Below are 24,164 nucleotides of genomic sequence, written 5' to 3'. Positions count from 1 at the left end.
GAGGTTAAAATGGCAACACCAAATATTGTAATGGCTCGTATTGATGAGCGACTAATTCATGGACAGGGACAACTATGGGTTAAATCCTTAGGTTGTAATACTGTCATCGTGGCAAATGATAAGGTTAGTGAAGATAAGATTCAGCAGACATTAATGAAAACGGTTATTCCAGATTCAGTAGCTATGCGTTTCTTCTCTTTGCAGAAAGTGATTGATGTGATTCATAAGGCTAATCCTGCTCAAACTATTTTCTTAGTTATTAAAGATTTGCAAGATGCACTAGCTTTGGTTAAAGGGGGAGTACCAATCACAGAATTAAATATTGGAAATATTCATAATGCGCCTGGAAAAATGCAAGTAACACGGTCTATCTTTTTTGGTTCAGAAGATAAGGCTATAGTGAGAGAGTTGAACGATGTTTATAAGATTCGCTTCAACACAAAGACAACGCCTTCTGGTAATGATGGGGCAGTTGAAGTTAATATATTGGATTATATTTAAAAAATAAGGAGAATTATCATGACGATCAGTCTAATTCAAGCAGCTCTTATTGGTCTGTGGACAGCTTTCTGTTTTAGCGGTCTATTATTGGGGCTTTACACAAACCGATGTATCGTGCTTTCTTTTGGGGTCGGAATCATTTTAGGAGATCTACCAACGGCTTTAGCTATGGGTGCTATCAGTGAGCTGGCATACATGGGATTTGGTGTTGGTGCTGGGGGGACCGTTCCTCCAAATCCAATCGGACCTGGTATTTTTGGTACTTTGATGGCTATTACAAGTGCTGGAAAAGTAACACCAGAAGCAGCTTTAGCACTTTCAACACCTATTGCGGTAGGTATTCAATTCTTACAAACTTCAGCATATACTTTACATGCGGGTGCTCCAGAATCAGCTATCAAACATCTTCGTGCAGGAAACCTTTCTAAATTTAAACGTGTTGCAAATGGTACAGTGATTACTTTCGCCTTTTTAGGATTTGCTCTTGGTTTCTTGGGTGCCTATTCAATGGATACTCTTTTGAAATTGGTTGAAATGATTCCACCAGTATTATTAACCGGATTGAGTGTAGCAGGTAAGATGCTTCCAGCTATCGGTTTTGCAATGATTTTGTCTGTAATGGCTAAGAAAGAATTGATCCCGTTTGTATTGCTTGGCTATGTTTGTGCAGCTTATCTACAACTGCCTGTAATTGGTATCGCAATTGTCGGTAGTATCTTTGCACTTAAAGAATTCTTTAATAAACCAGAACAAGTGGCAGTGAAACAGGAGGAAGCACACGATGACTGGATCTAAACTAACTAAAAAAGATTATCTCAACACTTCTTTACGGGCCTTCTTCTTGCAGAATGGTTTCAATTACAGTAATTATCAAGGGATTGGCTATGCAAATGTCATGTATCCAGCTTTTAAGAAGCATTTTGGTGACGACAAAGAAGGATTAACTAAAGCTTTAGAAGAAAACTGTGAGTTTTACAATACCAATCCACATTTTCTTCCATTCATTACTAGTCTTCATTTGGTCATGTTAGAAAATGATCTCCCAGAAGAAGAGACTCGTGGGATTAAGATGGCTCTGATGGGGCCGTTGGCAGGAATTGGTGACTCACTTTCACAATTTGTATTAGCCCCACTTTTATCTACGATTGCTGCCTCTCTAGCAGGTCAAGGACTGGTTATGGGACCGATTCTTTTCTTCCTTGGAATGAACATTATCTTGACCTCTATCAAGTTGTTGACTGGTTTGTATGGCTATAAATTTGGTACCAGCGTGATTGATAAGTTGAGTGACCAAATGGCAACAATTTCTAAGGTAGCCAATATCATCGGTGTGACAGTTATCTCTGGTTTAGCAGTAACCTTTGTAAAAATTTCGGTGCCAATTACCTTTGCGGCGGGTGAATTGACAGAAGGAGCAGATCAGAAAATTGTGACCATCCAGGGAATGCTCGATAAGATTGCCCCTGCATTGCTTCCAGCCTTGTTTACGATTTTGGTTTACTATCTCATCAAGAACAAGAAATGGACAACCTACAAACTAGTTATCCTGACAGTTATCATCGGTATTTTGGGTAGCTGGCTGGGCATCCTTGCATAAGCGCCTATGGAACAACAAACTCTCTACTATGTACTAATTATTTTAGTAGCTCTATCGACCATACTTCCTGTACTCACTTCTTATGTCAATCGTAAGCGACAACAAAAAGCACTTGAGGAGCAACTGGAAAAACGCCAACGCTACTTATCAACCTTACAGGCTGGAGATGAGGTTATCCTCTTCTCTGGGCTGCATGGGAAAATCATCAAACTAACAGACAGCTTGGTAGAATTGCAGATTGCAGAAGGTGTTCTTGTTTACGTTGAAAAAGAGTCGATTATGGGAAAAGCCAAAGAACTACTTTTTACGAAGTAGTTCTTCTTTCTTGCCTCCGCAAGGAAGCGGTTGCAGGATTAAAATTATACCCCTGGGACATTGTTTTGCCCCGCATAAAAAGGAAAGGAAACACCAATGGGATTTTTTATCAGTCAAAGCAAGCAGCATTACGGCATCCGGAAATATAAGGTGGGTGTCTGCTCCGCCCTTATCGCGCTGTCTATCTTGGGAACAAGGGTTGCAGCCAATCAACTGCCAAGTACAGAAACAGCTAGTCCACAAAGCAGTCAGTTAGTGGAAACAACTCCAGAAACGACAGAAGCAGTTAATCTTACGACAGAAGCAGTAATGACAAGCGAGGTCAGCTCTGAGGTTAGTCCTGTTACATCAACAGAAACCCAGCCTTCAAGCACCGCTGCAGAAACTCTTGCTAGTCCGCAAGCTGTTCAGGCGACAAAAGAAGAAGAGAAGAACCTAGTAGCCAACGGGGAGTTCGCCAGTACAACAGCAGCATCAGGAAATTGGGCAGATCCGGCAGCTACAAACTGGGAAACATGGATTCCTGCAAATGTGAAGAAAGAAAACGGACAGGTTCGCATTGATGAGGGACGGCTGCATATCTCTTCAACAGCTAGCTATCGAGTGGCAGTGCACCAAACAGTGGATGTAGATCCTAACAAGCGCTATCTCTTTAGCTATAATGTAGAAACCAAGGACCTGAAAGGGAGCGGTGTTCGTGTTCGCTTGCGTAGTTTGACTGCAGAAGGTAAGGACTTGAGTCCACAAGAATTTGCCTATACACCTTATAAAAATGGAAGTCAAGCGGAGCACATAGAGCAGATCTTGACGGTATCTCCGGAAACTCGTAAATTGAAGGTGGAACTGTTTTTTGAGAATAGTGTCGGCCAAGCCTGGCTGGATAACATCTCGCTGGTCGAATACGTAGAAAAGACACCAGAAACACCAGAGCCAAGCCTAGAACTTGTCCAACCTGAAACAGGGCAAATAAGTCTTGCCAGCAACAAGGTCTACCTGCCTGTTCGGCCAGACCTGACCTATCGGATTGCGGATGCGGCTGTGGCCATAGTAGAGAAAAATATGATTCGTCCGCTTGCGGCTGGAAAGACTCAGGTAGATGTTTATGATAAAGACACCAAACTATCTAGTTTCGAGCTGACAGTTACGGAGCATCAAGCAACAGTCTTTGATACCTTAAGGAACAACTGGGAAGATATTTCTTTAGCCAATAAACGCTACCAATCTAACGATACTCAGATGAAAGCCTTTCTAGGGCGTTTAGATGCCGGCGTAGCTTCTTCTCTTAAAAAATGGGTTGAACCAACAAATCAGGGCAAAACGATTTTCAACGATATTGACTTTAGTAAATCCAGCCATCTGACAACGGTCTATCGCCGCTTGGAGCAGATGGCTCAAGTAGTTGAGAATCCAGACTCAGCCTATTACCACGACCGCTCACTTATCGATTTGGTCAGAAAAGGAATGAACTGGCTTTACACCAATGTTTATAATGAAAATAAGTCAATTGATGGGAATTGGTGGGATTATGAAATTGGAACTCCGCGTGCGGTTGTCAACACCTTGATCTACATGCATCCCTACTTTAGTCAGGAGGAGATTCTAACCTATACCAAACCGATTTCAAAATTTGTACCAGATCCAACCACTATCCGTAAAACATTGACCAATCCAGTCCCAGCAGTTGGCGGTAATCAGACGGATTTGAGCAAGGTGGCCATCTTGGAAGGTGCTCTTCGCGAAGATGCTGACCGTGTGAGGGCTGGTGCACAAGGTTTGACAACGATAATGAAATTTGTAGATAAGGGAGAGGGCTTCTACAAGGATGGCTCCTTTATCGACCACACCAATGTTGCCTACACAGGGGCGTATGGAAATGTCCTTATTGAAGGTTTTTCACAGTTACTACCGGTTATTCAGCCAACGGAGTTTGCCCTCAAGGAAGAACAGACCAACATTCTTTATGAATGGATTGAAAAAGCCTTTATGCCAATATTGGTTCGCGGTGAACTGATGGATATGACCCGCGGTCGTTCCATCAGTCGGGCAACTGGTGAATCACATGTTCAGGCTATGGAGATTTTAAGGTCTTTGGTCCGCATTGCAGAATCGGCTCAGCCTGAGCAAAAAAACAAACTTCTCTCCTTTGTTAAGGCACAGCTGACCTCTGATACCTTCTATGACAGCTACCGCAGCCTCAAATCCTATAAGGATATTGATTTGGTCAACAAGCTTTTAGCTGATAATCAAATCCCTGCTGAAGTAGATAAAGATTATATTGCAGCCTTCAACAATATGGATAAGTTTGTTTATCGAAGCGCTCAAGAAGGCTTTACCTTTGCCTTGTCTATGTACTCTTCTAAAACTCAAAACTATGAAGATATGAACAATGAAAACCGCAAGGGTTGGTATACAGCAGATGGCATGGTTTACCTCTACAATGATGATTTGAGTCATTACAGTAACCACTACTGGGCAACAGTTGACCCGTATCGCTTACCGGGAACGACAACGACCAAGGACAAACGAGAAGATGGCAGTGGCGAGGTAACTCTTGCAAGTGACTTTGTTGGAGCAAGCCAGTTAGGCAACCGCTTAGCGACGATTGCAATGAATTTCAACAACTGGAACAATAGTCTGACTGCTCGTAAGGCTTGGATTGTTCTGGGAAATAAGATTGTTTTCCTAGGTACTGATATACAGCATCAATCTGCTCAAGGCGCCGTGACAACGATTGAAAATCGTAAACTCTTGACCGGAGAAAAATATAGCTATTACATAAATGGCCAGCCAGTTGATTTGTCCAAAGAAGTAGTGACAGATAAGACTCAATCCTTTTACATGACCAATGGCAAGGACAACCAGTCCATCGGTTACGTCTTCTTGAACCAACTGCCGACCTATGCCAAATTAGACCAGTGAACTGGCAAATGGAGTGACATCAACTACAACCAGTCGAAAGAAGAAGTGAGCAATTCCTTTGTTAGCCTATGGCATGAACATGCACAGACTTCAAGTAACTATGCTTACGTCCTTGTTCCAAACCAATCTATGGAAAAAGTGAATCAGGTGGCTGCTAGTGTGAAATTGCTTCATCAAGACAGGGATTTGCAAGTGGTATACGACCAAGAACAGAATGTCTGGGGCGTTGTGAAATACACGGATACAGCCTACAAGCTGACAGATGATATTACCTTAACAGATTCCGGTTTGTATACCATTCAGAAAGTCGAAGGTGGCTATCGCATCGCCTTTTACAATCCGTCTACCCGAACCGTAAAGAATGGCATTGAGTTGACAAAGGCAGGTTCTAGTCTGACTGTTGAGATGGAGCCAACTGCGGCTTATCCATCCACTGTCTGGAAGGTTACTATGCCAGAAGGTTCTGATAAACAAACTGGAAGTGTCGAAAAAACAGAAAAAGAAGAAAAACAACTCAAGGAAAACCAACCAAGTCCAGAGGTGAAACAAGTGGTTCATCATGCTGCCGAAAAAACAAAGTCGAGTAAGCCCCGTCTGCCCCAGACAGGAGAAGAAGCAAGTTTAGGTCTTGGTTTCTTAGGTTTGCTAACCTTGGGGGCAGTGGTGGATTTCAAGTGTCGCAGATCGCACTCCTAAATGAAATTCGTGGGTGAAGGGGGAGCGGGAAAGAACTCGACTAGTCAAAAAAGAGTTCGTCAACAAGTCTTTATTTCTAGTTGTTGAGCTGAAACAGTCTATCCCCAGACTGTTTCACTCCCACCCCCGCATAGTTGATTAGATCAGATTCGGAGTATGAAATACGAATTGCTGAAATTTGTTTTGGAACTCCTATCTCCAACCTTTAGCAGTCCACTGAACTGTTAAAGCCAATCAATCACTGCGCTGAGATATTGATATGAACTTTGAGGAGTGGATCTGGGCTTTGCCCAGCCTCTCTTCTTTTGGAGAAGCGATAGAGAAAGGACTTGTTATGCAAACAATATTCGGCAAAATAGTAGCCAATCAGTCAGCAGAGTCGGTCAAAACCTATATTCTCAATCAACAAGATGCAGCTTATAAAGAGCTTCTCCTTTCTTGTCAAAATTTATTAAATGATATTTTTATCTTTGAAGACAATTGGGATATGGAACCTTGTTCAGTCGGGTATCATCTTGCTCCTCTTGACTGGACAGCCGACTGCCATGGGGATGAGGAATGGACCTTTATGCTCAATCGGCAGGAATACTTGTGGAAATTAGTTTTGGCCTATCTGGTTGAAAAAGATTCGCGCTACATGGAGCAGGTTAAACGGTTTATCTTTAGTTGGATAGAACAAGTGACAGATTGGTATCCTAAAAGAACGAGCAGTCGCACCTTAGATACGGCTATCCGCTGTCTAAGCTGGCTCAATATTCTCCCATTTTTAATTGATTGGGGCGGACTAAGTGAAGCTGAGCGTAGCCAACTGTTAGTATCCATTCAAAAACAATTATCTTACCTTCACAGTCATTACCGTGCCAAAGATACGTTGAGTAATTGGGGAATTTTCCAGACTGGCGCAATGCTCTTGGCCCATGCTTATATCGGCGATCAGGTGGATTTAGTAGAGCTTCACCATTTTGCTCGTCAGGAAATCGAAGAGCAAATTCAAACTCAGATATTGGAAGATGGAACTCAGTTTGAGCAGTCTTTTCTCTACCATGTGGAAGTTTATAAACTCTTGCTAGGACTAGCTTTCAGCTTGCCAGATTATCGAAAACAGTGGACATCTATTTTGAAAAAAATGGCAGACTATGTCTTACAGATGACGGGGCCAGATGGCAAAAGTGTGGCTCTTGGCGATAGCGATGTTCATTGTACTTCTGACATCTTACAGATGACTGCGATTTTCTTTGAAGATGGCACCTACCTAGTAGATAATTCCAAGCTAGATTTAGGCGTTCTCTTCTTGGTCGGAGAAAATGGCTTGCGCATATTTGAACACTTGACCGCTCAATCCAGCTCGTCAGGGGGACAGCATTTTTCTGAATCCGGTCACAGTATTGTCAAAGAAGTGGACAGCTATTTATGTTTCAAGGCCGGTCCCATGGGAAGTGCCCACAGCCACTCTGACCAAAATAGCTTGTGCTTTTACCACAAAGGACAACCAATCGTAATTGACAGCGGTCGTTTCAGCTACCGTGAATGCGAGGAGCGCTACTTGCTTAAAAGCGCTTGGGCTCACAGCACTTGTATCCTTGATGACAATGCTCCAGGGCAGATAAAGGGTTCATGGGAATATGACACGTATCCTCAGTTTATTAGTCACAGTTATAAGGGTTTTGAACACTGTCATTGGATGCAGGGCATTTATCAGGCTCAGACCAGCCAAGGCTTGCCTTACTGGCATAAACGACAGCTCCTTATGGTTGGAGGCGATTTATTGCTGATAGTGGATAGCGTTGATTGCTCAGGCCAGCATGAGTTGATCAGTCAATTGATTTTAGATGAAAGAGTCAAGATTGGAGAAGAGCGGTTAAATGATCTTCGGCTATATAGTCAAAAGGATTTTGAAATCCAGAAAACCGTGCGTTCTCCTCGATACAACCAACTAGTAGAGACCAATAAACTGGTCAAAAAAGAGAGTTTTCAAGATAGATTAGTTACATTTACTCTATTAGCAGATGAAGCAATTCGTGTCAAGCAATTGCCAGTTTACCAAACAGACTATCATTTGATAGAAAGCGGTTTGGCTTTTAGCTGTCAAGGAAAGGGACTGAATATTCTGTTAGTGGTTTCTGATAATGATATATGTAAGGGAGAGAAATTGCTTCAAGTGGCTGGTTATAAGTTGAGAGGTAAGTGCTTAGTAGTGGATAGGGATAAGAGACAAGTTGTCCGACTCAAAAATTAGAAGGGACAGAAAAAAATACAGTCATTTCTGTGCAAAATAACTGATAAAGTACGGATAGTATGATAGAATAAAGTAACTAAAGGAGGTATCGGTAAGGTGTCAGAGAAGTTTACCATCAAAGATATTGCAGAACTGGCTCAGACTTCAAAAACAACAGTTTCCTTTTACTTAAATGGTAAATATGAAAAGATGTCCAAAGAGACACGCGAAAGAATTGAGAGAGTCATTCGCGAAACAGACTATAAACCCAGCGTTGTTGCGCGGAGCCTAAATTCAAAAAATACTAAGTTGATTGGAGTATTGATTGGTGATATTACAAATACATTTTCCAATCAAATTGTCAAAGGTATAGAAGAAGAAGCGCATAAGAGTGGCTATCAAGTTATCATCGGAAACAGCAATTACAATCAAGAAAGCGAAGATAAGTATATTGAGAGTATGCTGATGTTGGGTGTAGATGGTTTTATTATTCAGCCGACATCGCATTTTAGAAAATATTCGCGCATTATTGAGGATAAGAAAAAGCATATGGTTTTCTTTGATAGTCAGCTTTACGAACACCGTACCAGTTGGATTAAGACAAATAATTATGATGCTGTCTATGATGCAACTCAACTATGTGTAGAAAATGGTTATCAAAAATTTATTCTTATTACAGCTGACATTAGTCGCTTAAGTACACGGATTGAACGAGCTACAGGGTTTATGGATGCTCTGTTAGATTGTAAACAAAGTTATCAAGATTTAACAATTGCAGATGAAAATACGGACATAGAGGAAATTAAATGTTTTCTTCAAGGGGTGGTAAATCCTCAGGAAAAGACCCTAGTATTCGTTCCGAATTGCTGGGCGTTACCTTTAGTTTTTAATGCTATGAAAGAACTTAAATATGACTTTCCTCAGGTTGGTCTTTTGGGGTTTGACAATACTGAATGGACAAATTTTTCATCCCCTACTATCTCTACCATTGTTCAACCCGCCTTTGAAGAAGGGTGTCAGGCAACAAGGATGCTGATCAATCAGATTGAGGGCGGAAACCAAGTGGGACGACAACAGGTTTTAGATTGCACAGTTCATTGGAAAGATTCTACATTCTAAGTTAAGTCAAATTTTACTTCTTAGGAAGAGGAGCAGAACGAAGTAGAATATTCTGATTGAGAGCTCACTGAAACCCTCCTTGAATCGCCTAATATATACAAAAAATAGGAATTTTCCCTTAACTGGTGGGAGAATTCCTATTTTTATGCCAATCTCATCGAGATGATATATTAACATTATATACGATTTTAAACTCAACAGATTTCTATAGTCTTTTAGTACTAGGCAATGAGCCGCAGACAGTACTGGAGTGCCGCACAGTTGATTAGGTTGGATTTAGAGTGTAAAACACGAACAAATCCGCCAATCAACCACTGCGCTGAGATGTTGACACGAACTCTAAGAAGTGGCGCTGGGCTTTTTGCCCAGCCTCACGTCAAAGATAAACAAAATGACTATAAAACGGAAAAATAGAAATGATATTTTTCCTAAGATCTACAACCCATATAAATAATCATCATCTGTCATAGCTTCCACTTCACCAAGAAGATAGCCGTTACCGACTTGGGAGAAGAAGTCGTGGTTAGATGTACCGGTTGAGATACCGTTCATGATGATTGGGTTGACATCATCTGCTGAATCTGGGAAGAGTGGATCTTGTCCCAAGTTCATGAGGGCTTTGTTGGCGTTGTAACGAAGGAAAGTCAAGACTTCCTCAGTCCAGCCAACTGCATCATAGAGGGAGCGTGTATAGCCCTCTTCATTTTCGTAAAGTTGGTAGAGCAGGTCGTACATCCAGTCGCGAAGTTTGTCCTGTTCTTCCTCTGATAATTCATTGAAACCAAGCTGGAACTTGTAGCCAATGTAGGTACCGTGCACAGATTCGTCACGGATAATCAGTTTGATGATTTCTGCAACGTTGGCCAGTTTGTTATTCCCAAGGTAGTAGAGTGGCGTGAAGAAACCAGAGTAGAAGAGGAAGGTTTCAAGGAATACGCTGGCTACTTTCTTTTCAAGTGGTGTACCTGTTTCGTAGATTTCATTGATAATCTTTGCCTTGCGTTGCAAATATTCGTTGCTGTTGGTCCATTCAAAGATGTCTTCAATCTCAGACTTGGTATTCAAGGTTGAGAAGATAGAAGAGTAAGATTTGGCGTGAACAGACTCCATGAATTGAATATTGTTGTAAACAGCTTCTTCATGGGGTGTGCGAATGTCATTGCGGAGGGCTTGGACACCTGTTTCAGATTGAAGGGTATCCAAGAGGGTCAATCCGCCAAAGACCTTACCAACCAGGTCTTTTTCTTCAGCAGTAAGTTTACGCCAGTCATCCAAGTCGTTTGATAAAGGAATACGTGTATCGAGCCAGAATTGCTCAGTCAACTTTTCCCAAGTTGACTTGTCAATAACATCCTCAATGGCGTTCCAGTTTATGGCTTTGTAGTAGGTTTCCATATTACTTTCTTTCGTTTTATCAATAATTATTTTTTGCGTTTTCCGACTAAGTATTTTCCTGCTTCAGGACTACCGTGGCGTAATCCATCCGCAGCTAGTCGGTCGCTCGTTTTTTTGAGCTTATTATTTTCTTTTTTAGTTTGTGAATAAGCTTTTTTTAGTACGTTATTTTCTCTTTTTAATTTTTTATTTTCTTGTTTTGTTTTACCAAATCCAAACATAAAAAACCTCCAGAAATATTGAATAGCTTTATTTTAGTCTGTAAATCAGATTACACAACTTTCACATTGGTTTGCGCCGACTTCTTCGCCGTCATCGGTAAAGGTACGGATGTAGTAGATAGACTTGATACCTTTGTTGAAGGCGTAGTTACGAAGGATAGAGAGGTCACGTGTAGTTTGTTTGTTCTCTTTTTTCCATTCATAGAGTTCTTTTGGGAGCTCGCTGCGGAGGAAGAGGGTGAGGGACAAACCTTGGTCAACGTGTTCTGTTGCGGCAGCATAGACATCAATGACCTTGCGCATATCCATATCGTAGGCAGATTTATAGAATGGAATGGTTTCTGTTGTCAAGCCAGCTGCTGGATAGTAGATTTTACCGATTTTCTTCTCTTGGCGTTCTTCAATCCGTTGTGTGATTGGGTGAATTGAAGCAGAAACGTCGTTGATATAAGAGATAGAACCGTTAGGTGCAACAGCTAGACGGTTTTGATGATAGAGACCATCTGCCATTACCTTTTCACGAAGCTCCGCCCAATCTTGTCCACTTGGAATGAAAATTCCTTCAAATAGTTCTTTGACACGGTCAGATTGTGGTTGGTAGTCTCCGGTCACGTATTTATCGAAATAAGTGCCGTCTGCGTATTTTGATTTGTCAAAATTATGGAAGGTTGCCTTGCGTTCACGGGCAATGTTATTTGATTCTACCAAAGTCCAGTAGTTGAGGAGCATGAAGTAGATGTTGGTAAATTCTACAGCAGTTTTTGAACCGTAATCAATCAAGTTCTGAGCCAAGTAAGAATGAAGTCCCATAGCTCCAAGACCGATTGAATGCGCTTGACTGTTTCCTGCTTCAATAGATGGTACAGCTGAAATGTGTGAATGATCTGTGACATAAGTCAAAGCACGAGTCATGGTACGGACAGAACGTCCAAAATCAGGCGACTTCATCAAGTTAACGATATTGGTTGAACCGAGGTTACATGAAACATCAGTACCCATGCTCAAGTATTCTTGCGAATCATTAAGAATGCTTGGTGTTTGAACTTGAAGGATTTCCGAACAGAGGTTTGACATGATAATCTTGCCGTCAACAGGGTTGCTACGGTTAGCTGTATCGATGTTGATAACGTATGGATAGCCAGACTCTTGTTGGAGTTTGGAAATTTCTGTTTCCAAGTCACGTGCCTTGATTTTTGTCTTACGGATACGTGGGTTTGCTACCAACTCGTCGTATTTTTCTGTGATGTCAAGGTAGCTATAAGGGACACCGTATTCCAACTCAACTGAGTATGGGCTGAAGAGGTACATATCTTCGTTTTTACGTGCCAATTCGTAGAATTTATCAGGAACAGTAATACCGAGTGATAAGGTCTTCACGCGAACTTTCTCATCGGCATTTTCTTTCTTAGTCGAAAGGAAGGAAATAATATCTGGGTGGAAAACATCAAGATAAACGACACCAGCCCCTTGGCGTTGCCCAAGCTGGTTAGAATAGGAGAAGCTGTCTTCGAAGAGTTTCATAACAGGAACAACCCCAGAAGCTGCCCCCTCATAGCCCTTGATTGGAGCACCTGCCTCACGCAAGTTGCTAAGGGAAATACCAACACCACCACCGATACGGGACAATTGCAGAGCAGAGTTGATAGAACGTCCGATCGAGTTCATATCGTCAGTGACTTGAATGAGGAAACACGATACCAACTCACCACGACGGGCACGGCCTGCGTTGAGGAAAGACGGTGTTGCTGGCTGGTAACGAAGATGAATCATTTCGTTGGCCAGGTTTAGTGCTAATTCTTCGTCGCCCTCAGCAAAATACAAGGCGTTGAAGAGAACGCGATCTTCCATACTTTCCAAGTAGTAAGCCCCGTCGTTGGTTTTAAGGGCATACTGGTTGTAGAACTTGTAAGCAGCCATGAAAGACTTGAAGCGGAAATTTTGGTCTTTCAAGAATTGATCGATTTTGATGATAAATTCTGGACTGTATTGGTCCAAAAACTCTTTTTCGAGGTAATTTTCTTCTAATAGATAAGCAATCTTGTCTAAAATACTATCAAATTGCTTGGTATTTGGGAGGACGTTTTCTGTAAAGAAGGCCTTAACCGCTTCTTGGTCCTTGTGGAGAGGAATTTGTCCATTGACAGGACGGTTGATTTCGTTATTTAAACGGAAGTAGGACACATCGCCTAGCTCTTTTAAACTCATAGTCGCAATCTCTTTCTATAAACAGTAGGGAGTTAAACCAAGGCTTTTAGTTTTCCTGGTTGAAAACCTGAGAAAACATCATTTTCAGTTTCGATAACAGGTGCAGCTGAGAAACCGAGACCTTGTACGTGATCGATAAATTCAGGCTGTTCATCTAGATTGATTTCTTTATAATCTACACTATGTTGGTCCAAGAATTTCTTGGTCATTTTACACTGTACACAATCATTTTTTGAATAGATCGTTACCATTCAATTTCTCCTTTGTCCATGAGGGATTAATAAAAAATCCCAATTTTGTTACCAATCTAGGATACAAGATTTTAAGGTTAAAGTCAAGAAGGAAGTTTATTTAAAATCACAAAATATAGTGCACAATATTTTCATAAGACACCATATATTGTACATCCGTCCAATGCTGCCAAGTCGAAAAATAGCGTTTACATAGCTGTTTCTATTTAGTTTGATAACCCTAACAATCTCTCGGTAAAGTATAAATCAGCTTTTTTACAAATGTCATAATATTTTGAAGGAAATAAACGATGTTACAAAATATAACATTTATGGTTATACATGTATTGAATATATATTACCTTTTGTACTATACTATTCAATAATGTCGAAAGAGGTTATAAAATATGGAAAAAACACAGAGAAAGCGCTTGTTTTATAAAGGGGAAGAATATTCATATTATGCATTGGAGTCGATTTCAATGGAAGAAAAAGTGGATATTCATTCACTTCCCTATACTATTCGTATTTTATTAGAGAGTCTTTTAAGAAAAGAAGATGGTGTGGATGTTACAAAAAATCACATAATGGAGTTGCTTCATTATCAGGCTGCCTCTCCTAAAGGGGAAATTCCTTTTAAACCTAGTCGTGTTATTTTGCAAGATTTTACAGGTGTTCCTGTTGTGGTAGATTTAGCCTCCATGCGTGATGCGGTGGTGAAAGCAGGTGGAAACCCTGAATTGATTAACCCAGAAATTCCAGTGGATTTAGTCATCGACCACTCTGTTCAAGTTGATTTTTTTGGGACTGAAGATGCTCTGGAGAAAAATATTGCCTTAGAGTTCGAAAGAAATAATGAACGCTATGAATTTCTGAAATGGGCAGAGAATTCCTTTGAAAATTATCGCGCTGTGCCTCCAGCAACAGGAATTATCCATCAGGTAAACATTGAATTTCTAAGCGATGTTATTATCAACAAGGATGGTTTGCTTTATCCAGATTCTATGTTTGGTACAGACAGTCATACGACCATGATTAATGGTATTGGTGTACTTGGTTGGGGTGTAGGTGGTATTGAGGCGGAAGCTGCAATGTTGGGTGAAGCATCTTATTTTCCCGTTCCTGAGGTGATTGGTGTTCGCCTAGATGGGCAATTGCCTAAGGTTGCCACTGCAACGGATTTGGCGCTTAAGGTCACTCAACTTCTACGTCAGGAAAATGTAGTTGGGAAGTTTGTCGAATTTTTTGGACCAGGTTTATCTTCTCTTACATTAGCGGATCGAGCAACTGTTTCCAATATGGCTCCAGAATACGGTGCGACTTGTGGCTATTTCCCGATCGATGGAGAAACTTTACATTATATGAGATTGACCAACCGTTCGGAGGAGCACGTGGAGTTGACAGAAGCCTATGCTAAGGCTAATTATTTATTCTATGATGCTGAACGTTTTCCGTCTTATAGCAAGGTTTTAGAATTGGATTTATCGACAGTAGTCCCATCTATTTCTGGTCCTAAAAGACCACAGGATTTGATAGAATTAACAGATGCAAAAGCAGAGTTTCAGGCTAGTTTAATACGTGAAGTAGGCGTGCGTGGATTTGGTTTGGAGGAAGCAGAGTTAGATAAAACAGCCTCGGTTAAGTATGTTGAAGGAGATGAGCAAATTCAAACAGGTCATGTTGCTATTGCGGCGATTACCTCGTGTACAAATACCTCCAATCCGTATGTCCTTTTGGCGGCAGGATTACTGGCGAAAAATGCGGTAGAAAAAGGTTTGGCAGTTTCTAAGACGGTCAAGACGTCATTGGCACCAGGCTCAAAAGTAGTGACTGGCTATTTGAAAAAATCAGGTTTGCAGACCTATCTAGATACCTTAGGGTTCAATTTGGTTGGTTATGGTTGTACAACTTGTATCGGTAACTCAGGTGATCTGTGTCCTGAAGTGGCGGAGGCGATTAAGGAAGAAGATTTATTGGTTTCTGCGGTATTATCTGGAAATCGTAACTTTGAAGGACGGATTAATCCGTTGGTAAAAGCTAATTTCTTAGCGAGTCCACCGATTGTAGTTGCCTATGCTATTGCGGGAAATATGAATGTAGATTTAACAAGGGATCCGCTGGGGTATGATGAGAAGCAACAAGCTGTCTACCTTGCGGACATTATGCCAAGTCGTGAGGAGGTAGACGACTACATTGAGCGTTATGTGACTCGTGACCTTTATAAGGAAGAATACCAACAGGTATTTACAGATAGTCAGGCTTGGAATGCGATTGAAACAAAAATAAATAAGAATTACAATTGGAATTCATCTTCTACCTATATTCAAAATCCGCCCTATTTTGACAACATGCAGGCAGATTTATCCATAAAACCACTGGAAAATTTATCTGTTTTGGCTAAATTTGGCGATTCTGTAACGACAGATCATATTTCCCCGGCAGGGAATATTGCACGATTGAGTCCAGCCGCTCGTTATCTCGAAGAGAATGGCATTGTTTATAAGGATTTTAATTCTTATGGAAGTCGTCGTGGAAATCACGAAGTCATGATACGTGGGACTTTTGCAAATATTCGTATAAAGAATGAGCTGGCAGATGGAAAAATTGGTGGTTGGACAAGAGTTGGCGAAGAGATTCTTCCTATCTATGATGCGGCTATGAGATATAAGGAAGTTGGTGTCGGTAGTATTGTTATTGCTGGTAAAGACTATGGGATGGGGTCAAGCCGTGACTGGGCAGCGAAAGGTTCAAGTTTACTTGGTGTGAAGGCTGTTCTTGCTGAGTCATTTGAGCGGATTCACCGTTCAAACTTAGTGATGATGGGTGTTCTTCCTTTACAATTTTTAGAAGGTCAGTCGGCAGAAAGTCTTGGCTTGACTGGACATGAAAGCTATACAATTGATTTGCCAGAAGATGTCGGTGTTGGTCAAATTGTAACAGTCCATGCGCAAACAGACGATGTTACAAAGGAGTTTCAAGCTCTGGTGCGGTTTGATGCAGAAGCGGATATTCGTTATTATCGCCACGGAGGTATTTTACCTATGGTAGTAAGAAAGAAATTAGGAGGAAAGGTATGACAGAAACGAATGGGTTAAAAGATGCGATTGCCTGTGATACGCGAATCAGTGCAATTGAAAATGACCGCTTGTCCTATGCAGGGTATGACATCGCTGAACTGATGGAGAATAACGCTTCTTTTGAGGAAGTCATCTATCTTCTGTGGAACCTGCATTTGCCAACTCAGATTGAATTAAATTATTTTGAGAAAAGCCTGCGAAAAGAATATGCGATTTCAGATGCGGTAGAGCAATGTATTCTGATTCAATCACGGCGACATTTGCATCCAATGAGCGTGTTGCGTTCGACAGTATCTCTCCTTGGAGTATATAATGTACACGCTGAAGAGAATTCGTTAGAAGCTTTGTATGAACAATCTATTCAGATTATGGCCAAGGTTCCGACGATTATTGCAACATTTGCTCGGTTGAGACGCGGATTGGTTCCAATTGAACCGCGGTCTGATCTGGGTTTTGCGGCGAATTTTCTTTATATGCTGAATGGTGAGGAGCCGAGTGATTTACAAATCAAAGCGTTTAACAAAGCTTTGGTGCTTCATGCTGATCATGAATTGAATGCATCTACTTTTGCTGCGCGTGTCACGGCATCAACGTTAACGGATTTATATTCTTGTGTCACCACGGCAATTGGGACTCTGAAAGGCTCATTGCATGGTGGTGCAAATGAACGAGTGTTTGACATGTTGTTGGCTATTCGTGAGAGTGGTGATACCGAGAGATATTTGCAGAAGAAGCTGGATTCGAAGGAAAAAATTATGGGATTTGGCCATCGAGTCTATAAAACGGTTGATCCTCGCCAAGAGTATTTGAAGGAGATGGCGCGTGATTTGACATTCGGAACAGACGATGAAGCGTTTTATAGATTGTCAGAGGAAGTAGAAAGCTTTATTAAAACCAAAAAAGGTTTAATTCCAAACGTAGATTTTTATTCGGCGACAGTTTACCATGTGCTAGGTATTGATAGTGATATTTTTACATTGATTTTTGCAATGAGCCGTATGGCGGGGTGGATTGCACATGTCCAGGAACAACGGAAAAATAATAAATTGATTCGTCCGCGCTCTTCCTACTTAGGTGGTAGGAATTTGGTTTACATCCCGATTGGAAAGAGGTAAATATGGCAGAAAAAATCCTAATGAGAGAGGGACGGTTAATTGTCCCAGATTGTCCCGTTATTCCCTATATTGAAGGAGATGGTATTGGCAGGGATATTTGGTCAGTCAGTCAAAAAGTTATTGATGCTGCAGTGAAAAAAGCCTATGCAGGTCAACGTTCTATTCAGTGGAGGGAGGTTTTTGCAGGAGAAAAGGCTTATGAATTAATGGGAACTTCTTTGCCGAATGAGACACTGGAAATAATTCGTGAGCATTTAGTTGCAATCAAAGGTCCCTTGGGGACGCCGATTGGGAAAGGTCATCGTTCTCTTAATGTTGCACTTCGTCAAGAATTAGATTTGTATGCCTGTGTGCGTCCGATTCGCTATTTTAAGGGAGTGCCAAGTCCGCTGAAAGAGCCTGAAAAGACGGATATTACTATTTTTCGTGAAAATACAGAAGATATTTATGCAGGTATTGAATGGGAGGCTGGTTCAGATGAAGTTGCCAAAGTCATTTCCTTTCTGCAAGAAGAAATGGGAGTGGTAAATATCCGTTTTCCAGAATCTTCAAGTATTGGTATCAAACCGATTTCGGAAGAAGGGAGTAAACGCCTCATTCGCTCTGCAATAGAATATGCCCTAGAACATCAATTGAAGATGGTGACCTTAGTTCATAAGGGAAATATTCAAAAGTTTACAGAAGGTGGCTTCCGCAAGTGGGGTTATGAATTGGCGAAAGAAGAATTTGCTACAGAACTTGCAGAGGGGACTTTGGTAGTAAATGACATTATTGCGGATAACTTTCTGCAGCAGATTTTATTGGCGCCGGAAAACTTCCAGGTGGTTGCTCTTACAAATCTAAATGGAGATTATGCATCAGATGCTCTTGCGGCTCAGGTCGGAGGAATAGGCATCTCACCGGGTGCTAACATTAATTATCAGACAGGTCATGCTATCTTTGAAGCGACACATGGAACTGCTCCTGATATTGCAGGAAAGGATTTGGCTAATCCATGTTCTCTCTTGCTTTCGGCTTGTATGATGTTGGAATATATTGGCTGGAAAGAAGCGGCTGTTTTAATTATTCAGGCCTTGGAAGACGCTTTTATAAATAAAAATGTTACGCTTGATTTTGCTAAAATTTTGGACGTTGCTCATCAATCTACTAGTCAATTTTCAGAAGTTCTAATAGATTCTATTTAATGAAGAAAAAGTAAAATGAACCTCTCTTTTTATGACGGAAACATGAAAGAAAGGTAAAAAAATCTTGAAAATGATTTCAAAAAGTGGTATAATGTCCTTTGTAAGGGTTATCACAAATAACTCGCAATTTTGTAAAAATAAAGGAGAATCCAAATATGGCTTCAAAAGACTTCCACATTGTGGCAGAAACAGGTATCCACGCACGTCCAGCAACTTTGCTTGTGCAAACAGCTAGTAAATTTGCTTCAGACATCACTTTGAACTACAAAGAAAAGTCTGTTAACCTTAAATCTATCATGGGTGTTATGAGTCTTGGTGTTGGTCAAGGCGCTGACGTAACAATCTCTGCTGAAGGTGCTGATGCTGACGACGCAATCGCAGCTATCACTGAAACAATGGAAAAAGAAGGATTGGCATAAGAATATGACAGAAATGCTTAAAGGAATCGCAGCATCAGATGGTGTTGCTGTTGCTAAGGCATATCTACTCGTTCAGCCAGATTTGTCCTTCGAAACTGTTACAGTTGAAGATACAAATGCAGAGGAAGCTCGTTTGGATGCTGCTCTAGAAGCATCTCAAAACGAGCTTTCTGTTATTCGTGAGAACGCAGTAGCTAGCCTAGGTGAAGAGGCCGCAGCCGTATTTGATGCACACTTGATGGTTCTTGCTGATCCAGAAATGATTGGTCAGATTAAGGAAACAATTCGTGCGAAGAAAACAAACGCTGAGACTGGTTTGAAAGAAGTTACGGATATGTTTATCGCTATCTTTGAAGGTATGGAAGATAACCCATACATGCAAGAGCGTGCCGCAGATATTCGTGACGTAGCCAAACGTGTATTGGCACACTTGCTTGGTGTTCGCTTGCCAAACCCAGCAACTATCGACGAAGAGTCAATCGTTATCGCACATGACTTGACACCTTCAGATACAGCGCAATTAAACAAACAGTTGGTAAAAGCTTTCGTAACGAACATTGGTGGTCGTACAAGTCACTCAGCTATCATGGCTCGTACACTTGAAATTGCTGCTGTTTTGGGGACAAATAACATTACTGAAATCGTTAAAGACGGTGATGTATTGGCTGTTAACGGTATCACAGGTGACGTAGTGATTAACCCTTCTGAAGAAGTGATTGCAGAATTTAAAGCAGCTGGTGAAGCTTATGCTAAACAAAAAGCTGAATGGGCTCTTTTGAAAGATGCTCAAACAGTTACAGCTGACGGCAAACACTTTGAATTGGCAGCAAATATTGGTACACCAAAAGACGTTGAAGGTGTAAATGATAACGGTGCAGAAGCAGTTGGTCTTTACCGTACAGAGTTCTTGTATATGGACTCACAAGACTTCCCAACTGAAGACGAGCAATACGAAGCTTACAAGGCTGTTCTTGAAGGTATGAATGGCAAGCCTGTTGTGGTTCGTACAATGGATATTGGTGGTGATAAGGAACTTCCTTACTTCGATCTTCCACACGAAATGAACCCATTCCTTGGTTTCCGTGCCCTTCGTATCTCTATCTCTGAGACTGGTAACCAAATGTTCCGCACTCAGTTGCGTGCCCTTCTTCGTTCATCAGTACATGGTAAACTTCGTATCATGTTCCCAATGGTTGCCTTGTTGACTGAATTCCGTGCAGCAAAAGCAATCCTTGATGAAGAAAAAGCAAACTTGTTGGCTGAAGGTGTAGCAGTTGCGGATGATATCCAAGTTGGTATCATGATTGAAATCCCTGCAGCAGCAATGCTTGCAGACCAATTTGCCAAAGAAGTTGACTTCTTCTCAATCGGTACGAACGACCTTATCCAGTACACAATGGCTGCAGACCGTATGAATGAACAAGTTTCATACCTCTACCAACCATATAACCCATCAATCCTTCGCTTGATTAACAATGTTATCAAGGCTGCACACGCAGAAGGTAAATGGGCTGGTATGTGTGGTGAGATGGCTGGTGATCAACAAGCTGTTCCACTTCTTGTAGGTATGGGCTTGGATGAGTTCTCTATGAGTGCAACATCTGTACTTCGTACACGTAGCCTTATGAAGAAACTTGATACAGCTAAGATGGAAGAATATGCTCACCGTGCCTTGACAGAATGTGCAACGGCAGAAGAAGTTCTTGAACTTCAAAAAGAGTATGTTGATTTCGATTAATCGTTGAAAAAAGCAGGGAATTGAATCCTTGCTTTTTTACTGTTCACAAAAAGACTTGTCGGAGCAAGTCTTTTTGTGTGCTTAGTTTTTCTGATAAAATTTATTGTGTTGGTAGATAGGGTCAAAGGTAAGATTGATGCCTAATTTACGAAGGACACTCTTGTCTTCATCAGATAGGATAACAGTCGAGTGGGCTTCGCTACCATTTAATTGGCCTAATTCTTTCATGGCACGTGCAGCAAGAGGGCTATCTTGTGCAGTGATGGCAAGGGCGTTAAGAATCTCACTTGCATCGAGTCGTGTATTGGTCTTATCCAGATAATCTGCCTTCAATTCTTGAATTGGACGGATGTAGTTTGGTTCGATGAGAAGTGTTTCATCATCGATGTTAGCAATTTGCTTGATGGCATTGAGAAGGACAGTTGCAGTTGGCTTGAGGAGGTCGGATGTCTTACCTGTTACAATCTCTCCAGTTGGCAACTGAATAGCAAGGGCAGGGCTAGTTGTCAGCTCTGCTTTTTCGCGCGCAGCGATAACAACCTTACGATCTGCTGGCGTCACACCGACTTCATTCATGAGGAGTTCAATCTTTTTAACTGCTTGCTCGCTCACCCGCTCTGCTTTGAAATCAACCAAGGTCTGGTAGTAGCGGCGGATGATTTCTTGCTTGGATGCTTCGATCGCAGCCTCTTCGTCCACGATGGAATAGCCCACCATGTTAACGCCCATGTCTGTCGGTGAGGCGTATGGTGATTTGTTCAAAATACGTTCAAAGGTACGGTTGAGGACAGGGAAGACCTCGATGTCACGGTTGTAGTTGACCGCAGTTTTGCCGTAAGTTTGCAGATGGAAGGGGTCAATCATGTTGAGGTCGTCCAGGTCGGCAGTTGCTGCTTCATAGGCCAAGTTAACGGGATGGTGGAGTGGTAAGTTCCACACTGGGAAGGTTTCAAACTTGGCATAGCCTGATGTTACTCCATGCAATTGGTCGTGGTAAAGTTGGGAGATACAGGTCGCCAATTTACCTGAACCAGGTCCAGGTGCGGTGACAACGACGAGATTGCGACTAGTTTCAATGTAGTCATTTTTGCCCATACCTTCTGGTGAAATGATGTGGTCGATATCAGAAGGATAACCCTTGATTGGATAGTGGAGATAGGACTTGATACCATGTTTTTCCAACTGTTTGCGGAAGGCGTCTGCGGCTGGTTGGTTGCGGTATTGGGTAATGACCACAGAACCAACATAAATATCAATATCATTGAAGGTGTCAATCAAGCGGAAGACTTCTTGGTCATAAGAAATACCCAAGTCACCACGTGCCTTAGAATGTTCGATGTTGCTTGCATTGATGGCGATGACGATTTCTACTTGGTCTTTTAACTCTTGGAGGAGTTTGATTTTGTTATCTGGTTCATAGCCAGGTAAAACACGGGCTGCGTGGAAATCTTCCAACATTTTTCCGCCAAATTCCATATAGAGCTTGCCTTCAAATTGGGCAATACGCTCTAAAATATGGTCACGTTGCAAATTCAAATATTTAGTTGAATCAAATGCGATTTTTTTCATAAATATGTCCTCCAAATGTGTATTAATCTCTGGGAAAACAAAAAATAGCTCCCTAAAACTAGGGAGCCTTTTCTCCGACCTCTCAAAAGAGGTGCCCGAACAATACTATAACAAACTGTGCTAATCTTGTCAAGAAAAAGTCAGACAGAAGAAAAATTAAACAAGTGTTTAAAAAAATTAGTAAATTCCCAAAGTAAGTTCTAGTCTGTCTTAAAAACTGGAAATTAGACTGAGACAAAGAAATAAGGTAGAACTTACTATGGGACAAGTTGGTAACTGACAATGAAAAACAAACACTTAACTCTCTCTGATCGCAATGATATTCAAATAGGAATTGAACAACTTAAGCCCTTCTCAGCTATAGCAGCTAAGTTAGGAAAAGATCCGTCCACAATTTCAAAAGAAGTTCGGAGAAATAGGGTGATAAAAGAGAACTCTAGTACCTCCAATTGTGAGGCCTGCCCTCTACTCAAAAAGACTCCTTACGTTTGTAATGCCTGTCCGAAAAAGAGAAGCAACTGCGGATACCAGAAACAGTTCTACTACGCAAAAAGAGCTCAGCTTGATTATGAAGTTAAGCTCTCAGATTCGAGAACAGGTGTTGCACTAAACAAGGAAGAATTCTATCGCATGGATGAGATTGTTTCTGCTGCCATCCAAAAGGGACAACACCTCAACCACATCATCGCCTCAAACGAAATGTCGGCATCCAGAGCTTCTATCTACCGATACCTTGAAAAAGGCTATCTGTCCACAAAGCCCATTGATTTCCCCCGTGTCGTGAAATTCAGAAAGCGGAGAATCAGAAACCTACAACCCATTCCTAAAATCGCCAAAGAAGGACGGTCTTACGAGGACTTCCAACGCTTTCTCACAGAGAAAGGAATCAGCTATTGGCTGGAAATGGACACCGTTACTGGACGGATCGGCGGAAAGGTACTTCTCACCTTTAACCTCTCCTTCTGTAACTTTATCTTCGCTCAATTACTTGATAATAAAACAGCTAATGAGGTCGCTAAACATCTCTACGCTATCAAGAATGACCTGCATCAGAAAGAGATGGACTTTTGCGAAATATTTCCTGTCATTCTGACCGATAATGGCGGTGAATTCGCTAGAGTGGACGATATCGAAATGGATGTTCGCGGAGAATCTAAGCTATTCTTCTGTGACCCCAATCGTTCTGACCAGAAGGGGAGAATTGAGAAGAATCACACACTTATCAGAGATATTCTTCCTAAAAGAAGTTCTTTTGACAACTTGACACAGGAGGACATCAACCTGGTTTGTTCGCATATCAACAGCGTCAAACGAGCTTCTTTCAACGGAAAATCAGCCTATGAACTCTTTACATTTACCTACGGTGAGGAATTGGCAACACTTTTGGGAATCTCTAAAATTGACCCTGAGAACGTCATTCAATCACCTCGATTATTGGATAAGTAATCGCTAGTTTTTATCAAAAAATAATTTCAAAATAGAAAGGAACTTGTTCCATCCAAAATTCCAGATAGCTAGAACTTACTTTGAGACGTCTCAGAGCCAGTAACTTTAGTGTACTCTTTTTTCAACATTTTCAACCCTAAAACTCACTATTATCAACATTTTTAGTCAAAAACAGAACTTAGTCTGAGACTAAATTCTGTTGA

At 41.3% G+C, this 24,164-nt stretch carries 17 protein-coding genes and 1 pseudogene; 13 read left to right on the top strand and 5 right to left on the bottom strand.

Annotated features, from left to right (window positions below):
• Nucleotides 1-9: 9 nt before the first annotated feature.
• The 7 genes and pseudogenes from YYK_RS05255 (at nt 10) to YYK_RS05220 (ending at nt 9,362) form a co-directional block, all read left to right on the top strand.
• Nucleotides 10-501, top strand: coding sequence for a PTS sugar transporter subunit IIB (locus tag YYK_RS05255; protein WP_012027176.1), 492 nt, complete (start codon nt 10-12; stop codon nt 499-501).
• A gap of 18 nt (nt 502-519) precedes the next feature.
• Nucleotides 520-1,296, top strand: coding sequence for a PTS mannose/fructose/sorbose/N-acetylgalactosamine transporter subunit IIC (locus YYK_RS05250; protein WP_002936077.1), 777 nt, complete (start codon nt 520-522; stop codon nt 1,294-1,296).
• A complete protein-coding gene (locus YYK_RS05245; RefSeq protein WP_002936073.1) occupies nt 1,283-2,098 on the top strand; it encodes a PTS system mannose/fructose/sorbose family transporter subunit IID in 816 nt (271 codons plus the stop codon). Before YYK_RS05250 ends, YYK_RS05245 begins: the two co-directional genes overlap by 14 nt.
• Before the next feature lie 6 nt (nt 2,099-2,104).
• The gene (locus YYK_RS05240) at nt 2,105-2,413 is read left to right on the top strand and encodes a preprotein translocase subunit YajC (RefSeq protein ID WP_012027175.1); all 309 of its coding nucleotides are present in this window, start codon (nt 2,105-2,107) and stop codon (nt 2,411-2,413) included.
• A gap of 96 nt (nt 2,414-2,509) precedes the next feature.
• Nucleotides 2,510-6,028, top strand: a pseudogene (hylA, locus tag YYK_RS09950) (hyaluronate lyase).
• A 259-nt stretch (nt 6,029-6,287) separates the two neighbouring features.
• Complete coding sequence (locus tag YYK_RS05225; protein WP_012027170.1) at nt 6,288-8,264, top strand: heparinase II/III domain-containing protein; 1,977 nt, start codon at nt 6,288-6,290, stop codon at nt 8,262-8,264.
• Nucleotides 8,265-8,360: 96 nt separating this feature from the next.
• Nucleotides 8,361-9,362 (top strand): LacI family DNA-binding transcriptional regulator, encoded by a 1,002-nt coding sequence (locus YYK_RS05220; protein ID WP_012027169.1) that lies wholly within the window; start codon nt 8,361-8,363, stop codon nt 9,360-9,362.
• A gap of 435 nt (nt 9,363-9,797) precedes the next feature.
• Here the strand turns inward: YYK_RS05220 and nrdF are convergent, their stop codons facing one another.
• Genes nrdF through nrdH form a run of 4 tightly spaced genes read right to left on the bottom strand, consistent with a single transcriptional unit; the run spans nt 9,798 to nt 13,434 of the window.
• Nucleotides 9,798-10,757, bottom strand: a complete 960-nt coding sequence (gene nrdF / locus YYK_RS05215) for a class 1b ribonucleoside-diphosphate reductase subunit beta (RefSeq protein ID WP_002936057.1) — start codon at nt 10,755-10,757, stop codon at nt 9,798-9,800.
• Nucleotides 10,758-10,783: 26 nt separating this feature from the next.
• Nucleotides 10,784-10,978: a hypothetical protein gene (locus YYK_RS05210; RefSeq protein ID WP_012027168.1), complete on the bottom strand. Its 195-nt coding sequence runs from the start codon at nt 10,976-10,978 to the stop codon at nt 10,784-10,786.
• A gap of 45 nt (nt 10,979-11,023) precedes the next feature.
• On the bottom strand, nt 11,024-13,183 hold the full coding sequence (gene nrdE, locus YYK_RS05205) for a class 1b ribonucleoside-diphosphate reductase subunit alpha (RefSeq protein ID WP_012027167.1): 2,160 nt from the start codon (nt 13,181-13,183) through the stop codon (nt 11,024-11,026).
• Between the two features lie 32 nt (nt 13,184-13,215).
• The gene (nrdH, locus tag YYK_RS05200) at nt 13,216-13,434 is read right to left on the bottom strand and encodes a glutaredoxin-like protein NrdH (RefSeq protein ID WP_012027166.1); all 219 of its coding nucleotides are present in this window, start codon (nt 13,432-13,434) and stop codon (nt 13,216-13,218) included.
• A 386-nt stretch (nt 13,435-13,820) separates the two neighbouring features.
• On the opposite strand from nrdH, the gene acnA reads away from it, so the two are divergent.
• From acnA to ptsP, 5 genes are all read left to right on the top strand, one after another.
• Complete coding sequence (acnA, locus tag YYK_RS05195; protein ID WP_012027165.1) at nt 13,821-16,490, top strand: aconitate hydratase AcnA; 2,670 nt, start codon at nt 13,821-13,823, stop codon at nt 16,488-16,490.
• Nucleotides 16,487-17,605 carry a citrate synthase gene (locus YYK_RS05190; protein ID WP_012028268.1) on the top strand — a complete coding sequence of 373 codons (1,119 nt, stop codon included), beginning with the start codon at nt 16,487-16,489 and terminating at the stop codon, nt 17,603-17,605. Before acnA ends, YYK_RS05190 begins: the two co-directional genes overlap by 4 nt.
• A 2-nt stretch (nt 17,606-17,607) precedes the next feature.
• Nucleotides 17,608-18,789 (top strand): NADP-dependent isocitrate dehydrogenase, encoded by a 1,182-nt coding sequence (gene icd, locus YYK_RS05185; protein WP_012027162.1) that lies wholly within the window; start codon nt 17,608-17,610, stop codon nt 18,787-18,789.
• A gap of 155 nt (nt 18,790-18,944) precedes the next feature.
• Complete coding sequence (locus YYK_RS05180; protein WP_002936050.1) at nt 18,945-19,208, top strand: phosphocarrier protein HPr; 264 nt, start codon at nt 18,945-18,947, stop codon at nt 19,206-19,208.
• Nucleotides 19,209-19,212: 4 nt separating this feature from the next.
• Nucleotides 19,213-20,946: a phosphoenolpyruvate--protein phosphotransferase gene (gene ptsP / locus YYK_RS05175; RefSeq protein ID WP_012027161.1), complete on the top strand. Its 1,734-nt coding sequence runs from the start codon at nt 19,213-19,215 to the stop codon at nt 20,944-20,946.
• Nucleotides 20,947-21,027: 81 nt separating this feature from the next.
• Here the strand turns inward: ptsP and YYK_RS05170 are convergent, their stop codons facing one another.
• Nucleotides 21,028-22,515 (bottom strand): DUF1846 domain-containing protein, encoded by a 1,488-nt coding sequence (locus YYK_RS05170; RefSeq protein ID WP_002936048.1) that lies wholly within the window; start codon nt 22,513-22,515, stop codon nt 21,028-21,030.
• A 282-nt stretch (nt 22,516-22,797) separates the two neighbouring features.
• On the opposite strand from YYK_RS05170, the gene YYK_RS05165 reads away from it, so the two are divergent.
• Nucleotides 22,798-23,961 (top strand): IS30 family transposase, encoded by a 1,164-nt coding sequence (locus YYK_RS05165; RefSeq protein ID WP_011922710.1) that lies wholly within the window; start codon nt 22,798-22,800, stop codon nt 23,959-23,961.
• The last annotated feature ends 203 nt before the right edge of the window (nt 23,962-24,164 follow it).

The organism is Streptococcus suis S735, assembly GCF_000294495.1.
GTDB lineage: Bacteria > Bacillota > Bacilli > Lactobacillales > Streptococcaceae > Streptococcus > Streptococcus suis.
Note: the sequence above shows the minus strand (reverse complement) of the source record. Positions and strands in the feature narration are given on the sequence as shown.

Coding starts and splice junctions, on each gene's coding strand:
- YYK_RS05255 (WP_012027176.1), top strand. CDS start 10: ATGGCAACACCAAATATTGTAATGGCTCGTATTGATGAGCGACTAATT.
- YYK_RS05250 (WP_002936077.1), top strand. CDS start 520: ATGACGATCAGTCTAATTCAAGCAGCTCTTATTGGTCTGTGGACAGCT.
- YYK_RS05245 (WP_002936073.1), top strand. CDS start 1,283: ATGACTGGATCTAAACTAACTAAAAAAGATTATCTCAACACTTCTTTA.
- YYK_RS05240 (WP_012027175.1), top strand. CDS start 2,105: ATGGAACAACAAACTCTCTACTATGTACTAATTATTTTAGTAGCTCTA.
- YYK_RS05225 (WP_012027170.1), top strand. CDS start 6,288: ATGAACTTTGAGGAGTGGATCTGGGCTTTGCCCAGCCTCTCTTCTTTT.
- nrdF (WP_002936057.1), bottom strand. CDS start 10,757: ATGGAAACCTACTACAAAGCCATAAACTGGAACGCCATTGAGGATGTT.
- YYK_RS05210 (WP_012027168.1), bottom strand. CDS start 10,978: ATGTTTGGATTTGGTAAAACAAAACAAGAAAATAAAAAATTAAAAAGA.
- nrdE (WP_012027167.1), bottom strand. CDS start 13,183: ATGAGTTTAAAAGAGCTAGGCGATGTGTCCTACTTCCGTTTAAATAAC.
- nrdH (WP_012027166.1), bottom strand. CDS start 13,434: ATGGTAACGATCTATTCAAAAAATGATTGTGTACAGTGTAAAATGACC.
- acnA (WP_012027165.1), top strand. CDS start 13,821: ATGGAAAAAACACAGAGAAAGCGCTTGTTTTATAAAGGGGAAGAATAT.
- YYK_RS05190 (WP_012028268.1), top strand. CDS start 16,487: ATGACAGAAACGAATGGGTTAAAAGATGCGATTGCCTGTGATACGCGA.
- icd (WP_012027162.1), top strand. CDS start 17,608: ATGGCAGAAAAAATCCTAATGAGAGAGGGACGGTTAATTGTCCCAGAT.
- YYK_RS05180 (WP_002936050.1), top strand. CDS start 18,945: ATGGCTTCAAAAGACTTCCACATTGTGGCAGAAACAGGTATCCACGCA.
- ptsP (WP_012027161.1), top strand. CDS start 19,213: ATGACAGAAATGCTTAAAGGAATCGCAGCATCAGATGGTGTTGCTGTT.
- YYK_RS05170 (WP_002936048.1), bottom strand. CDS start 22,515: ATGAAAAAAATCGCATTTGATTCAACTAAATATTTGAATTTGCAACGT.
- YYK_RS05165 (WP_011922710.1), top strand. CDS start 22,798: ATGAAAAACAAACACTTAACTCTCTCTGATCGCAATGATATTCAAATA.